At 76.1% G+C, this 14,459-nt stretch carries 12 protein-coding genes and 1 pseudogene; 11 read left to right on the top strand and 2 right to left on the bottom strand.

Going from position 1 to position 14,459, the window contains the following annotated elements; translation table 11 throughout:
* The first annotated feature begins 85 nt into the window (after positions 1–85).
* Positions 86–1,342: an SGNH/GDSL hydrolase family protein gene (locus GA0070564_RS18005; protein WP_091609840.1), complete on the top strand. Its 1,257-nt coding sequence runs from the start codon at positions 86–88 to the stop codon at positions 1,340–1,342.
* A 45-nt stretch (positions 1,343–1,387) separates the two neighbouring features.
* On the opposite strand, the gene GA0070564_RS18000 is transcribed toward GA0070564_RS18005, so the two are convergent.
* Together GA0070564_RS18000 and GA0070564_RS17995 are read right to left on the bottom strand one after the other, a co-directional pair.
* Positions 1,388–2,032 carry a class I SAM-dependent methyltransferase gene (locus GA0070564_RS18000; RefSeq protein ID WP_091609839.1) on the bottom strand — a complete coding sequence of 215 codons (645 nt, stop codon included), beginning with the start codon at positions 2,030–2,032 and terminating at the stop codon, positions 1,388–1,390.
* A gap of 60 nt (positions 2,033–2,092) precedes the next feature.
* Positions 2,093–2,524 (bottom strand): RrF2 family transcriptional regulator, encoded by a 432-nt coding sequence (locus GA0070564_RS17995; RefSeq protein ID WP_091609838.1) that lies wholly within the window; start codon positions 2,522–2,524, stop codon positions 2,093–2,095.
* 148 nt (positions 2,525–2,672) lie between these two features.
* Between GA0070564_RS17995 and GA0070564_RS17990 the strand changes: the two genes are divergently transcribed.
* The 10 genes and pseudogenes from GA0070564_RS17990 to GA0070564_RS17945 all read left to right on the top strand — a co-directional run bounded on the left by GA0070564_RS17990 (position 2,673) and on the right by GA0070564_RS17945 (position 14,454).
* Positions 2,673–3,890, top strand: a complete 1,218-nt coding sequence (locus GA0070564_RS17990; RefSeq protein ID WP_091609837.1) for a globin domain-containing protein — start codon at positions 2,673–2,675, stop codon at positions 3,888–3,890.
* A 137-nt stretch (positions 3,891–4,027) separates the two neighbouring features.
* Complete coding sequence (locus tag GA0070564_RS17985; RefSeq protein WP_091609836.1) at positions 4,028–5,680, top strand: carbamoyltransferase family protein; 1,653 nt, start codon at positions 4,028–4,030, stop codon at positions 5,678–5,680.
* A complete protein-coding gene (locus tag GA0070564_RS17980; protein WP_091609835.1) occupies positions 5,677–6,699 on the top strand; it encodes a glycosyltransferase family 2 protein in 1,023 nt (340 codons plus the stop codon). Before GA0070564_RS17985 ends, GA0070564_RS17980 begins: the two co-directional genes overlap by 4 nt.
* Positions 6,699–8,267, top strand: a complete 1,569-nt coding sequence (locus GA0070564_RS17975; protein WP_091609834.1) for an HAD-IIIA family hydrolase — start codon at positions 6,699–6,701, stop codon at positions 8,265–8,267. Before GA0070564_RS17980 ends, GA0070564_RS17975 begins: the two co-directional genes overlap by 1 nt.
* A 48-nt stretch (positions 8,268–8,315) precedes the next feature.
* The gene (locus tag GA0070564_RS17970) at positions 8,316–9,302 is read left to right on the top strand and encodes a glycosyltransferase (protein WP_091609833.1); all 987 of its coding nucleotides are present in this window, start codon (positions 8,316–8,318) and stop codon (positions 9,300–9,302) included.
* Complete coding sequence (locus tag GA0070564_RS17965) at positions 9,287–10,507, top strand: glycosyltransferase (RefSeq protein WP_091609832.1); 1,221 nt, start codon at positions 9,287–9,289, stop codon at positions 10,505–10,507. Before GA0070564_RS17970 ends, GA0070564_RS17965 begins: the two co-directional genes overlap by 16 nt.
* Positions 10,504–11,157 (top strand): annotated as a pseudogene (locus tag GA0070564_RS17960) (D-sedoheptulose-7-phosphate isomerase); the annotation flags it as partial. The gene GA0070564_RS17965 and the pseudogene GA0070564_RS17960, both read left to right, overlap by 4 nt.
* 218 nt (positions 11,158–11,375) lie before the next feature.
* Complete coding sequence (locus GA0070564_RS17955) at positions 11,376–12,788, top strand: PfkB family carbohydrate kinase (RefSeq protein WP_091609830.1); 1,413 nt, start codon at positions 11,376–11,378, stop codon at positions 12,786–12,788.
* 2 nt (positions 12,789–12,790) lie between these two features.
* On the top strand, positions 12,791–13,483 hold the full coding sequence (locus tag GA0070564_RS17950; RefSeq protein WP_091609829.1) for an SDR family oxidoreductase: 693 nt from the start codon (positions 12,791–12,793) through the stop codon (positions 13,481–13,483).
* Positions 13,480–14,454: a glycosyltransferase family 9 protein gene (locus tag GA0070564_RS17945; RefSeq protein WP_091609828.1), complete on the top strand. Its 975-nt coding sequence runs from the start codon at positions 13,480–13,482 to the stop codon at positions 14,452–14,454. The genes GA0070564_RS17950 and GA0070564_RS17945 overlap by 4 nt, the downstream gene beginning before the upstream one ends.
* The last annotated feature ends 5 nt before the right edge of the window (positions 14,455–14,459 follow it).

Below are 14,459 nucleotides of genomic sequence, written 5' to 3'. Positions count from 1 at the left end.
GAAGTATTGACGTCCGTCACAGCGAGGTGGTCTGATCGCGGGCACCGGAGGATCTTTCACATTCAGCTGGCCGGATGGGGGACGTATGTCCAGGTTCCGTCGTACCGCCCTGAGCACCCTGCTCGCCGTCGCGTCCGCCGCCCTCTCCACGGCGGTGGCCCTGCCCGCCCCGGCCGCGGCGGCGCTGCCCACCGCGGCGGTGGCGCTCGGCGACAGCTTCATCAGCGGCGAGGGCGCCGGGGCGTACTCCCCGGTGGTCGACGTCGCCGGCGTCGCGCAGTCCTTCCCGGGCTGGTCGGCGCCGAACTCCAACGCGTACTTCTGCCACCGCTCGCCGAACGCCTCGCTGAACCGGGCCGACCTGCCCGGCATCGCCGACCGGTTCAACCTGGCCTGCTCCGGCGGCCAGCCCTACGACTTCGCCAACGCCTCGGCCAGCCGGGCCAACGGCCGGCAGGTGACCGCGCAGCTCGACCAGCTGCGCGCGGTGGCCCGCACCCACGACATCGACCTGGTGCTGGTCGGCCTCGGCTCGAACAACAGCTCCTTCACCTTCGGCAAGGTCGCCGAGGAGTGCGCCAACCGGTTCATCGCCGACGCCTGGACCGGCTGGTGGGAGTTCTGGGCCTACCTGGGCGGGCCGGTGGAGCAGGATCCGTGCACCGACGACGACCTGGCCACCGCCGCGCAGCTGAGCGCCGCCACCGCGGAGACCACGGCGGCGGTACGGCAGCTGCTCACCACCCTCGACGAGGTCGACGCGGACGGGCAGCACCGGGTCGTCTTCCAGGACTACACCGATCCGCTCCCGGCGGAGCTGGCCACGAACTTCTGGACCGAGGACGACCGGGACGACACCCGCGACAAGTTCCGCGCCCTCGGCGCCGAGCGGTACGCGGCCGGCTGCCCGATCCACCGGGCCAGCCTCGGCACCGGCCAGCGCTTCGCCCAGCGGCTCGGCACCCTGGTCGGCTCGGTACGCGCCACGATGGCCGCCGAGTTCCCCACCGCCGACCTGGTCTACGTCAACGTGCAGCACGCCTTCGACGGGGCGCGGCTCTGCGAGCAGTCCGGCAGCCCCACCGGCGCGCTGGCCACCCCGATCCGGTCGATGGACGGGCCGTCCGGCGTCTTCGTGACCAGCCTCGCCGGGTACGACAAGCTGGACATCCAGCGGATCGCCAACACCTGCGGCACGTACTTCCAGACCTGCCAGGAGTCGTGGCACCCGAACGCCGCCGGGCACGGCGTGCTCGCCCGCTGCCTGACCGGCGCGGCCGCGACCAGCGCCCGCGCGGTGACCTGCGTACGCGCGCCGGACGGCACGGTCACGGTGAGCTGACCGCACCCGCCGCCGCCCGCCCGACGGTGGGCGGCGGCGCCGCGCTCAGGGCCGGCGGGCGACGCCCAGGACGTGCGGCGAGGCGGGGGTGAGCGCCGAGCCGGGCGGGAAGCGGAACCGGTCCAGCTCGGTGATCTCGAAGCCGGCCGCGACGATCGCCGCGACGGTGTCCCGGGCGGTGTGACAGCCGCCGCAGAACAGCGGCCACAGGGTGGCGTCGAGCGCCCGCTGGACCCGGCGCAGCCCGCCGGGCGACTCGGCCTGGACGTGCTCGTAGAAGCGCAGCTCGCCGCCGGGGCGCAGCACCCGGTACGCCTCGCGCAGCGCGGCGGCCTGGTCGGGCACCGTGCAGAGCACCAGCGCCGTGACGACGGCGTCGACCGCGCCGTCGTGCAGCGGCAGCGCGTCGGCCACCCCGTCGACCACCGTGACCGGAACCGGGGCGGTGGCGGCGGCCGTGGTGGCGGCGGCCCGCAGCCGCGGTTCCGGCTCGACGGCCAGCACGTCGGTCACCGCCGGCGGGTAGTGCGGGAACATCCGGCCGTTGCCGGCGCCGACCTCGACCACCCGGCCGCGCAGGCCGGCGACCAGCCGGCGCCGGTGCTCGGCCACACCGGCCTGGTCCAGGGAGACGCTGGCCCGTTCGTAGAGCCGGGCGAAGATCGGGTGGGAGACCCGGGTGGGTGGCATCGGCGCTCCGTATCGACGGGGACGCTCAGCCTAGCGGCGCCGGCCCGCCGGGGCGGCGCTTCAGCGCGCGGCGATCCCGAGGGTCAGCGGCACCGGCCCGGCCGGGTCGTCGACCAGGTCGCCGAGGCGTACGCCGTCCAGAACGGCGAGGAACGCCTCCTGCGCCCGGCGCAGCTGGACCCGCAGCCGGCAACCGGCGCGCAGCGTGCAGCCGGACTCCTCGCAGGCCACCACCTCGTCCTCGCCCTCGAAGGCGCGTACCACCCGGCCCACGGTGATCAGCTCGGCGTCCTCGGCGAAGGCGACACCGCCGTAGCGTCCTCGGATGGTGACCAGCACGCCGATCCGTTGCAGGCGTTGCACCACCTTGGCCACGTGGCTGCGGGGCAGGTCCAGCCGCAGCGCCAGCTCGTCCACGGTGGTCCGAGCTGACGCGGGCGCGGTGAACATGGCGATCCGCAGCGCCATGTCGGTGGACCGGTTGAGCTTCACGACCCGACCCTAGCCACGCCGCCCGTCGCCGGACAGGGCCCGAGGTCCCGTGACCTGCGCAACAACCGACCCGGGACCTTCGGCCCTGAAGAGGAATCCAGGACTCCTGTTTAAGTGTGATCGGAAGGCAACGCAGAAGGAGGACGCCGTGCTGTCGGAATCGTCGAAGGCCGTGGTGACCGCGACCCTGCCCGTGGTGCAGGAGCACGGCGAGCAGATCACCGGCCGGTTCTACCGGAGGATGTTCGCCGCCCACCCGGAGCTGCTCGACCTGTTCAACCGGGGCAACCAGGCCACCGGGGCGCAGCAGGCGGCGCTGGCCGGGGCCGTCGTGGCGTACGCCGCGCACCTGACCGGAGAACCGGGCGTGCCCTGGGGGCCGATCCTGGACCGGATCGCGCACAAGCACGCGTCGTTGGGTATCACCGCCACCTCGTACACCATCGTCGGGCGGCACCTGATGGCCGCGATCGGCGAGGTGCTCGGCGACGCCGTCACGCGAGAGGTCGCCGCCGCCTGGGACGAGGTCTACTGGCTGCTGGCCTGCGAGCTGATCGCCCGGGAGGCCCGGCTCTACACCGAGGCGGGACTCGCCGAGGGCGGGTCGGTCTGGCGGGACTGGCGGGTCACCGGGGTGACCGTCGAGGCCACCGACGTCGTCTCGCTCACCCTGGTCCCGGCCGACGGCGGCCCGGTCCCCGGCTTCACCCCCGGCCAGTACGTCTCCGTCGCGGTCGACCTGGACGGAGGGCTCGGCCAGCAGATCCGGCAGTACAGCCTCTCCGGACGCCCCGGCGCCGACCACTGGCGGATCACCGTCAAGCGGGTCCGGGGTGAGGGCGGCGCCCCCGACGGCCTGGTCTCCACCTTCCTGCACGAGCGGGTCGCCCCCGGCGCCGTGCTGCGGCTCAGCCCACCCTTCGGCGAGGTCAGCGCGGTCACCGGCGACGGGCCGCTGGTGCTGGTCAGCGCCGGCATCGGCCTCACCCCGGCGATGGCCGCGCTGGAACACCTCGCCGCCACCGCCCCGCAACGGCCGGTGGTGCTGGCCCACGCCGACCGGGACGGGGCGGCGCACGCCCACCGTGACGAGTTGTCCCGGCTGCACGCCCGGCTGCCCAACCTCCGGTTGAAGCTCTGGTACGAGCGGGCCGGCGCCGACGACCGGGAAACCCCGGACGCGGAGGTGGCCACCGGCCGGATCGACCCCGACCTGATCCCGCTCTCCCCCGACGCCCACGTGCACCTCTGCGGACCGCTGCCGTTCATGAACCAGGTCCGCGGCGGCCTGCTACGCCGGGGCGTACCGGTGGAGCGGATCGCGTACGAGGTGTTCGGTCCGGGCATGCTGCGCGGCGGGGTCTGACCGCCCGACGGCGGCGGGGGCGCCCGGACCCCGCCGCCGGAACTCCCTCCACAACCGACATATCAGTGCAGGCCAGGACGTTGGCGAGAAGTCGATGATCTCCGGTTAGTTCGGCGAACCGGGGGTAGCAACGTCTCATGCGCGTCCTCGGAATCAACGCGATCTTCCACGATCCCGCCGCCGCCGTCGTGGTCGACGGCCGGGTGGTGGCCGCCGCCGAAGAGGAACGGTTCAGCCGCCGCAAGCACGGCAAGCGCCCGGTGCCCTTCTCCGCCTGGGAACTGCCCGAACTCTCCGCCGCCTGGTGCCTGGACGCCGCCGGCCTGGACGTCGACGGCATCGACGCGGTGGCGTACTCCTTCGATCCGGGGCTGTGCCGCGACGCAGGCGACCTCGGCCTGGCCGACCCGTGGGACTGGCTGCGGGTCGACTACGCCCGGCGGGCGCCACAGTTCCTGGCCGCCGCCCTGCCCGGCCTCGACCCGGAGAAGGTCCACTTCGTACCGCACCACGTGGCGCACGCCGCCTCGGCCGGGCTGGCCGCCCCACCGGCCGGCGACGACACCGCCGTGCTGGTCCTGGACGGGCGCGGCGAGGTGGCCAGCCACCTGTCCGGCGTCTACCGCGACGGGCAGCTGTCGTCGCTGTACTCCCAGGAGCTGCCGCACTCGCTGGGCCTGCTCTACGAGGACCTGACCCGGCACCTCGGGTTCATGCACTCCAGCGACGAGTACAAGGTGATGGCCCTGGCCTCGTACGGCCGGCCGAAGCACCTCGGGTTGCTGCGCGAGCTGGTAACCGTCACCGATGAGGGTGGCTTCCACGTCGACCGGATCGACTGGGCGAGCCTGGCCAAGGCGACCCCGCCCGACGGTGAGCTGACCGAGGAGCACGCCGACCTGGCCGCCAGCGTGCAGGCCCGGCTGGAGGAGGTCATCCTCGACCTGTCCCGCTGGCTGTACGACGCCGCCGGTGGCCCGTCGACGCTGGCGATGGCCGGCGGGGTGGCGTTGAACTGCGTGGCCAACGCGCGGATCGCCGCCGAGGGGCCGTACCGGGACGTCTGGGTGCAGCCGGCCGCCGGCGACTCGGGCACGGCGCTGGGCGCCGCCCTGCACGTGGCCACCGGCCTCGGTGACCGGTCGGTCCCGATGACCGGGGCGGACCTGGGCCGAGGCTGGTCGGACGAGGAGCTGGAGGCGGAGCTGCGCCGGGCGGCGCTGCCGTACACCAGGCCGGAGTCGATCGCCGCCGAGGCGGCCCGGGTGCTCGCCGACAACGGCATCGTCGCCTGGTACCAGGGGCGCAGCGAGTACGGCCCGCGGGCGCTGGGTCACCGGTCGCTGCTGGCCCACCCCGGCGACCCGGAGACCACCCGGCGGATGAACGACGTCAAGGGGAGGGAGCAGTTCCGCCCGATCGCCCCGATGGTCCGCGCGGAACGCTTCGCCGACATCTTCGACGGGGTCTACCCGAGCCGCTACATGCTCTTCGTGCACCAGGTGAAGCCGCAGTGGCGGGACCGCATCCCGGCCGTCACCCACGTCGACGGGACCGCCCGGGTGCAGACCGTGCACACCGACACCGAACCGCTGGTCGCCGAGCTGCTCGCCGAGTTCGAGCGGCGTACCGGCCTGCCGGTGGTGGTGAACACCTCGCTGAACACCGCCGGCCGGCCGATGGTCGACACCCCGCGCGAGGCGATGGAGCTGTTCGGCTCCGCGCCGGTGGACCTGCTCGCCCTCGGCCCGTTCGCGGTGCACCGCCGGTCGCTGGCCGGTGACCGGTGATCAGCGTGGTGGTGCCGACGCTCGGCCGGCCCAGCCTGGCCGTGCTGCTCGACGCCCTCGCCGGGCAGCTCGACACCCTGCCCGAGGTGGAGGTGCTGCTGGTCGACGACCGGGGTGGGCACGAGGGCGGCGAGCTGGCGGTGCCGGGTGCGCTGGCCGCGTACACGAAGGTGCTGACCGGGCGCGGCGCGGGCCCGGCGGCGGCCCGCAACCTGGGCGCGGCGGCGGCCCGCGGCTCCTGGGTGGTCTTCCTCGACGACGACGTGGTGCCGGCGCCGGACTGGGCGCGGCGGCTGGTCGACGACCTGGCCGTGCCGGCGGGGGTGGGCGGCGTGCAGGGCGTGGTCGAGGTGCCGCTGCCCGCCGACCGGCGCCCCACCGACTGGGAGCGCGGCACCGCCGGGCTGGCCGAGGGCGCCTGGATCACCGCGGACATGGCCTACCGTCGGTCGGCGCTGGCCGCCGTGGGCGGCTTCGACGAGCGCTTCCCCCGCGCCTACCGGGAGGACGCCGAGCTGGCCCACCGGGTCCGCCGGGCCGGCTTCGCGCTGCGCCGGGGCCGGCGGCGGGTGACCCATCCGGTCCGCCCGGAGGGGCGCTGGATCAGCCTGCGCACCCAGCGCGGCAACGCCGACGACGCGCTGCTGCGCCGGCTCTACGGGCCGCGCTGGCGCGGCGAACTGGAGCTGCCGCCGGGCCGGCGACCCCGGCACGTGGCGGTCGCGGCGGCCGGCACGGTGGCGCTGGCCGCCGCCGGGCTGCGCGCGGCCACCGGCCGCCGGTGGCCGGCCGTCGCGGCGGCCGTCGCCGGGGCGGCCTGGGCGGCGGGCACCGCGGAGTTCGCCCGGGCCCGGATCGCGCCCGGCCCGCGCACCGCCGACGAGCTGGCCACCATGCTGGTGACCAGCGCGCTGATCCCGCCGCTGGCGGTGGCGCACTGGGTACGCGGCTGGCGGCGGGCCCGCGCCGTCGGCGCCGGTGACGTGGTGCGTGCGGCCCGGCCGGGAGCGGTGGGCTGATGTCCACCTCCCCGCTGTACGACGCGGTGCTGCTGGACCGGGACGGCACGCTGGTCGAGGACGTGCCCTACAACGGTGACCCGGAGAAGGTGCGCCCGCTGCCCGGGGTGCGCGAGGCGCTGGACCGGTTGCGCGCGGCCGGCCTGCGGCTGGGTGTGGTGACCAACCAGTCGGGCCTGGCCCGGGGCTACTTCACCGCCGCGCAGATGCACGCGGTGCACGCCCGGATCGAGGAGCTGCTCGGCCCGTTCGACGACTGGCAGGTCTGCCCGCACGACGACGAGGACCGCTGCCCGTGCCGCAAGCCCGCCCCCGGCATGGTGCACGCCGCCGCGCGGGCGCTGGGCACCGATCCGCGCCGCTGCGTGCTGGTCGGCGACATCGGCCGGGACGTGACGGCCGCGCTGGCCGCCGGGGCCACCGGGATGCTGGTGCCGACCCCGGTCACCCGGCCGGAGGAGGTCGCCGCCGCCCCGCACGTGGCCCGGGACCTGCCCGCCGCCGTCACCGAGATCCTGCGCCGCCAGAACGCCCTCCGCCCGACCACCCCCCGCCGGGACCGGGCCGGCACCGTCCTGGTCGTCCGCAGCGACTCCGCCGGAGACGTCCTGGTCACCGGGCCCGCCATCCGCGCCGTCGCCGCCGGCGCCCGGAAGGTCGTCCTGCTCTGCGGACCCCGCGGCCGCGCCGCCGCCGACCTCCTGCCCGGCGTCGACGAACTGATCGAGTGGCGGCTGCCCTGGATCGACGGCGACCCGCAGCCGGTCGACCCCGATGACATGGGCCGCCTCACCGACCGGCTCACCCGGGTCGGCGCCGACGAGGCGATCATCTTCACGTCCTTCCACCAGTCGGCTCTCCCCCTGGCCCTGCTGCTGCGCATCGCCGGCGTGCCGAGGATCAGCGCGGTCAGCGACGACTACCCGGGCAGCCTCCTCGACGTCCGCCACCGCGTGCCGGTCGGCGTACCCGAGCCCGAACGCGCCCTGTCCCTCGCCGCCGCAGCCGGCTTCACCCTCGCCGACCACGACCAGCCGGTGCTGCGGCTGCGCGACGACGCGGTGACCGACACCGACGGGGGCGACTACGTGGTGGTGCATCCCGGGGCGTCGGTGCCCGCCCGGGCCTGCCCGCCGCAGCGCTGCGCCGACATCGTCGCCGCGCTGACCGCCGCCGGACACCGGGTGCTGGTCACCGGCGGCCCCGGCGAACGGGAGCTGACGGCCAGGGTCGCCGCCGCCGGTGGCGAGGACCTCGGCGGCCGGACCGACCTCGCCGGGCTGGCCGGGATCATCGCCGGGGCGCGCTGCCTGGTGGTCGGCAACACCGGCCCGGCCCACCTCGCCGCCGCCGTCGGCACCCCGGTGGTCAGCCTCTTCGCGCCCACCGTGCCGTACGGGCAGTGGGGGCCCTACCGGGTGCCCGCCGTCCGGCTCGGCGACGCCGGGGCGCCCTGCCGGGACACCCGGGCGGCCCGCTGCCCGGTGCCCGACCATCCCTGCCTGGCCGGCGTCGACCCCGCCCAGGTGGTCGACGCCGTCCGGCTGCTCGCGCCGCCCCCGGGCTGAGCCCCACCCGCCCTCGTCCCGACCGACCGCCCCCGTGTGAGGAGAGACATGAACGTCCTGCTCTGGCACGTGCACGGCTCCTGGACGACGTCCTTCGTGCACGGCCCGCACCGCTACCTGGTGCCGGTCACCCCCGACCGCGGCCCGTACGGGCTGGGCCGGGCGCGGACCTATCCGTGGCCGGAGAACGCCGTCGAGGTGACCCCGCAGGAACTGGCCGGCGCCGACGTGGACCTGGTGATCCTGCAACGCCCCGACGAGCTGGAACTGGCCGAGCAGTGGCTCGGCCGGCGGCCCGGCCGGGACCTGCCGGCGATCTACGTCGAGCACAACACCCCCAAGGGCGACGTGCCCAACACCCGCCACCCGATGGCCGACCGGGACGACCTGCTGCTGGTCCACGTCACCCACTTCAACGAGCTGTTCTGGGACAACGGCGGCACCCGCACCGCCGTCGTCGAGCACGGCATCGTCCCGCCCCGGGTCGAGTGGACCGGCGAGCTGGACCGGCTCGCCGTGGTCACCAACGAGCCGGTCCGCCGCTGGCGGGTCACCGGCACCGACCTGATGCCACGGTTCGCGCAGGTCGCCCCGCTGGACGTCTTCGGCATGGGGGTGGCCGGGCTGCCGGCCGCCCTCGCCGAACGCTGCGGGCCCACCGCCCACCCGGTTACCGGGTACGACGACCTGCCGCAGGACCGGATGCACGAGGAGGTGGCCCGGCGGCGGGCGTACCTGCACCTGTGCCGGTGGACCTCGCTCGGGCTGAGCCTGATCGAGGCCATGTCCATCGGCATGCCGGTGGTCGCGCTGGCCACCACCGAGGCCGTGGTGGCGGTGCCGCCACCGGCCGGCGTCCTGTCCACCCGGATCGACGTCCTGCGCGACGGCGCGCGGCGGTTCGTCGAGGACCGGTCGCTGGCCGCCCGCACGGGCGCGCAGGCCCGGGCGGCGGCCCGGGAGCGCTACGGCCTGGAACGTTTCCTCGCCGACTGGGACCGGCTGCTGGAGGAGGAAGTATGCGCGTCGCGCTGATCTCGGAGCACGCCAGCCCGCTCGCCGTCCTCGGCGGGGAGGACGCGGGCGGTCAGAACACCCACGTCGCGGAGCTGGCCGCCGCCCTGGTGGACGCCGGCCACGAGGTCCGGGTCTACACCCGCCGCGACGCCCCCGACCTGCCGGTCACCGTCCGCGCCCCGGACGGCTTCGACGTGGTGCACGTACCGGCCGGACCGGCGGAGCCGCTGGCCAAGGACGAGCTGCTGCCGCACATGCGGGAGTTCAGCCACTGGCTGGTGGAGCGGTGGCGGGGCGGCGACTGGACGCCCGAGGTGATCCACGCGCACTTCTGGATGAGCGGGCTGGCCGCGCTGAGCGCCGGCGGGCGGACCGGGGTGCCGGTGGTGCAGACGTACCACGCGCTGGGCACGGTCAAGCGCCGGCACCAGGGGGTGCAGGACACCAGCCCGGCCCGCCGGGTCGCCTACGAGCGGGAGCTGGGCTGCTCGGTCGACCGGGTGGTCGCCCAGTGCCGCGACGAGGTCGGCGAGCTGGTCCGGATGGGGGTGCCCCGCTCCCGGATGACGATCATCCCGTCCGGGGTGAACCTGAACACCTTCACCCCGCTCGGGCCGGCCGCCGAACGGGTGCCGGGACGGGCCCGGATCCTCACCGTCGGCCGGCTGGTGGAACGCAAGGGCTTCCAGACGGTCATCCGGGCGATGGCCCACGTACCCGACGCGGAGTGCGTGGTGGTCGGCGGTCCCCCCGCGGGCCTGCTGGAGTCCGACCCGTACGCCCGGCGGTTGCGGGCCCTGGCCGCCTCCTGCGGGATGGCCGACCGGGTGCGGCTGGTCGGCGCGGTCCCCCGCGAGGAGATGGGCGCCTGGTACCGGTCGGCGGACGTGCTGGTCGCCGCCCCCTGGTACGAGCCGTTCGGCCTCACCCCGCTGGAGGCGATGGCCTGCGGCATCCCGGTGATCGGCACCGCGGTCGGTGGCCTCACCGACACGGTGGTGCCCGGCCGCACCGGCGACCTGGTCCCGGCCCGCGACCCGCGGGCGCTGGGCACCGCCGTCCAGGGCCTGCTCACCGACCGGATCCGCCGCTTCGGGTACGCCACCGCGGCGCTGGACCGGGCCCGGCGGTGCTACTCCTGGGCCGCCACGGCGGAGAAGCTCGCCGAGGTCTACGGCGAGGTGACCGCGGTGCGCCGGCCGACCCGGGTGGTCGCCGGATGACGGCGCAGTCGCCGGACCTCCGGCCGGCCGACGGCGGACGGGGACCGTCGGTGCTCGACGCGCACCTGGCCCACCTGGCGGAGGCGCTGCTCTCCTACCGGGAGTGCGAGGGGCTGCTCGCCCGCTGGGGCCGGGAGCTGGCGGGCACCCTGGTGGCCGGCGGGCGGCTGCTGGTGGCCGGCAACGGCGGCAGCGCCGCCGAGGCCCAACACCTCACCGCCGAACTCGTCGGCAAACTCCGCCACGACCGCGAACCACTCTCCGCCATCGCCCTGCACGCCGAAACCAGCGCCATGACCGCCATCGGCAACGACTACGGCTACGACGAGGTCTTCGCCCGCCAGGTCCGCGCCCACGGCCGACCCGGCGACATCCTCCTGCTCCTGTCCACCAGCGGCACCAGCCCCAACCTGCTCACCGCCGCCCACGCCGGCCGGGACGCGGGCCTGCGCACCTGGGCGTTCACCGGTCCCGCCCCCAACCCGCTGGCCGAGCTCTGCGACGACGTGCTGGCGGTGCCGTCGCCGGACAGCCAGGTGGTGCAGGAGCTGCACCTGGTCTCCTCGCACCTGCTCTGCGAGTACGTGGACCAGGCGTTGCCGCTGGTCCGCAGCCTGCCAGGAATGGCCGCCGCCCCGGCGCCGCGTACGGTCGCCTCCGCCGTCGGGAGGCCGGTGGGCCGGGACGGGACCGGCTGGGACGAGCACGTCCTCGCCGGCGTGGTGGGCGGCCGGATCGGCCGGCCGGCCAACGGCCACGGACGCCGCACCGGCGGCGCCGGCCTGGACGGAGCGACCCCGGACGGCCCCGCCCACAACGGCCACGCCCACAACGGCCACGGCACGACCGGCACCGGGTGGGTGGAGCCGTGACCGGGCCGCTGGTGGTGGTCGGTGACGCGCTGCTGGACCGGGACGTCAGCGGCGCGGTCAGCCGGGTCTGCCCGGACGCCCCGGTGCCGGTGCTCGACGAGCGGCACGCCACCGACCGGCCGGGCGGCGCCGGGCTGGCCGCGCTGCTGGCCGCCGCGCAGCACACCGAGGTGGCGCTGGTCACCGCGCTGGCCGACGACGCCGGCGGGGCCCGCCTGGCGGAGCTGCTGGCCGGCGCCGGGGTGGAGGTCTATCCACTGCACCTGCCCGGCGCGACCGCCGAGAAGATCCGGCTGCGCTCCGGCGGGCAGACCCTGCTGCGGCTGGACCGGGGCGGCGACCCGCAGGCCCCCGGCGAGCCACCGGAGGCGGTGCTGGAGCTGCTGGCCCGGGCCCGGGCCGTGCTGGTCAGCGACTACGGCCGCGGGCTGCTGCGCCAGCCCACCCTGCGCACGGCGCTGGCCGGTGCGTCGGCGCCGGTGGTCTGGGATCCGCACCCGCGCGGCCCGGCCGCGGTGCCGGGCACGCGGCTGGCCACCCCGAACCTCGGCGAGCTGCGCCAGCTCACCGGGGACGCCGGTGGCGGCTCGGCGCTGTCCACGGCGACCCGCGCCGGCCACGAGCTGCGTCGACGCTGGCGGGCGGGCGCGGTGGCGGTGACCATGGGCCCGGACGGCGCGGTGCTCTGCCACGGCGGGCCCACCCCGCTGGTCGTACCGCCCCCGGACGCCTTGGAGCACGTCGAGGACACCTGCGGCGCCGGTGACCGGTTCGCGGCCACCGCCGCCCTGGCGCTGGGCGACGGCGCCTCGACCGGCGAGGCGGTCGGCGCCGCGGTGGCCGCGGCGTCGGCGTACGTGGCGGCGGGTGGGGCGGCCGGCCTGCACCGGGAGCGGGACGGGTCGGCCCCGCCGGTCGCGGCCCGCACCGCCGAGGAGCTGGTGGCGAGGGTACGCGCCGACGGCGGGACCGTCGTCGCCACCGGCGGCTGCTTCGACATCCTGCACGCCGGGCACCTGGCCACCCTGAGGGCGGCCCGCCGACTCGGCGACTGCCTGGTGGTCTGCCTCAACTCCGACCGCAGCGTACGCGGGCTCAAGGGCCCGGAGCGCCCGGTCAACCCGGAGGCCGACCGGGCGCGGCTGCTGGCCGCCCTGGACTGCGTGGACGCGGTGCTGGTCTTCGACCAGCCCACCCCGCACCAGGTGCTGGCCCGGCTGCGCCCCGACGTCTGGGTCAAGGGCGGCGACTACGCCGGGGAGGACGCCCCGGAGCTGCCCGAGGCCGAGCTGATCCACCGCTGGGGCGGGCGGGTCGTCACCGTCCCCTACCTGACCGGCCGGTCCACCACCGGCACCATCTCCGCCGCGCGTCAGCGCGGCCTGCACCTCGTCAAGGGAGCGGTGTAAGCATGAAGGATCTCAACGGTTCGGCGGTTCTGGTGACCGGTGGGTCGAGTGGGCTGGGGGCGGCCGTGGTGGCCGCGGTGGCCAAGGCCGGCGGGCGACCATACGTGCTGGACCGGCAGGCGCCGGCCGACGGGGTGCCGTGGCTGGAGTGCGACCTGGCGAACACCCGGGCCGCCGAGGAGGCCACCCGGCAGCTGGCCGAGCAGGCCGGCGGGCTGGACGGGGTGGTGACCGCCGCCGGGATGGACGTGCCGGGGAAGCTGGCCGACGTCGAGGGGGTGACCTGGGACCGGATCGTCGCGATCAACCTGCTCGGTACGGCCGCGGTGGTCCGGGCGGCGGTGCCCTACCTGGAGCGTTCGCACGGCACGGTGGTGACGGTGGCGTCGACGTTGGGCGTCAAGGCGGTCAGTGACGCCACCGCGTACTGCGCGGCGAAGTTCGGGGTGGTCGGCTTCACCCGCGCCCTCGCCGCCGAACTCGCCGGGACCGTCGGCGTCACGCTGCTGATTCCGGGCGGGATGCGTACCGCGTTCTTCGACGATCGGGACGCGGCGTACAAGCCTGGTCCGGACGCGGTCCTCAACGATCCGGCCGACACTGCCGCGGCCGTGATGTTCGCGCTGTCCCAGCCGGCCGGCTGCGCCGTGCGGGAGATGGTGGTCTGCGCCGAGCAGGAGTCGTCGTACCCGTGATCCTCGTCCTGCGGGCGCTCGGCGTCGGGGACCTCGCCACCGGGGTCCCCGCGCTGCGCGCCCTGCGCACCGCGTACCCGGAGCAGGAACTCGCCCTGGTCGCGCCGGCCTGGCTCGACCCCCTGGTCGACCTGGTCGGCGGCATCGACCGGCGGATCCACGCCGACGGCCTCGGACCGCTGCCCTGGACCGGGCCGGCACCGCAGATCGCCGTCAACCTGCACGGCAGGGGCCCGCAGTCGCACCGGATGCTCAGCACCACCCGACCACGCCGGATGCTCGCCTTCGCCAACCCCGACGCCGGGCATCACGACGGGCCGGTCTGGTTCGCCGAGGAGCACGAGGTGGACCGCTGGTGCCGGCTGCTCGCCTGGTATGGGATCCCCGCCGACCGCACCGACCTGGCGCTGCGCCGGCCGGACCCGGCCGGGCTGCCCATCGGGGTGACCGTCGTGCACCCGGGGGCCAAGGCGGTGCAGCGCCGCTGGCCGGCCGACCGGTTCGCGGCGCTGGCCCGGGAGCTGACCCGGCGGGGGCACCGGGTGGTGGTCACCGGGTCCGCCGCCGAACGGCCGGTCGCCGTCGAGGTGGCCCGCCGGGCGGGACTGCCCGACGCGGCGGTGCTCGCCGGCCGCACCGACGTCGGTGAGCTGGCCGCGCTGGTCGCCCACGGCCGGCTGGTGGTCAGCGGCGACACCGGCATCGGGCACCTGGCCACCGCGTACGAGTGCCCGTCGGTCCTGCTCTTCGGCCCGGTCTCCCCCGCGCAGTGGGGGCCGCCACCGGACCGGCCCCGGCACCAGGCGCTCTGGGTGGGCCCGCGCCCGCCGGCCGCCGACGGCGGCGTGCACCCGGCGCTCGCCGCGCTGGACGTGCCGGCCGTGCTGGCCGCGGTGGAGCGGGTCGACCGGGCCACCGCGCACCGGCCGGTACGGCCCCGCCGACCCGACCCCGTGGCTACCCACGGGTAGCTTCC

This window comes from Micromonospora mirobrigensis (assembly GCF_900091555.1).
GTDB classification, from domain to species: Bacteria; Actinomycetota; Actinomycetes; order Mycobacteriales; family Micromonosporaceae; genus Micromonospora; species Micromonospora mirobrigensis.
This window is presented reverse-complemented; position numbering and strand designations above follow the sequence as displayed.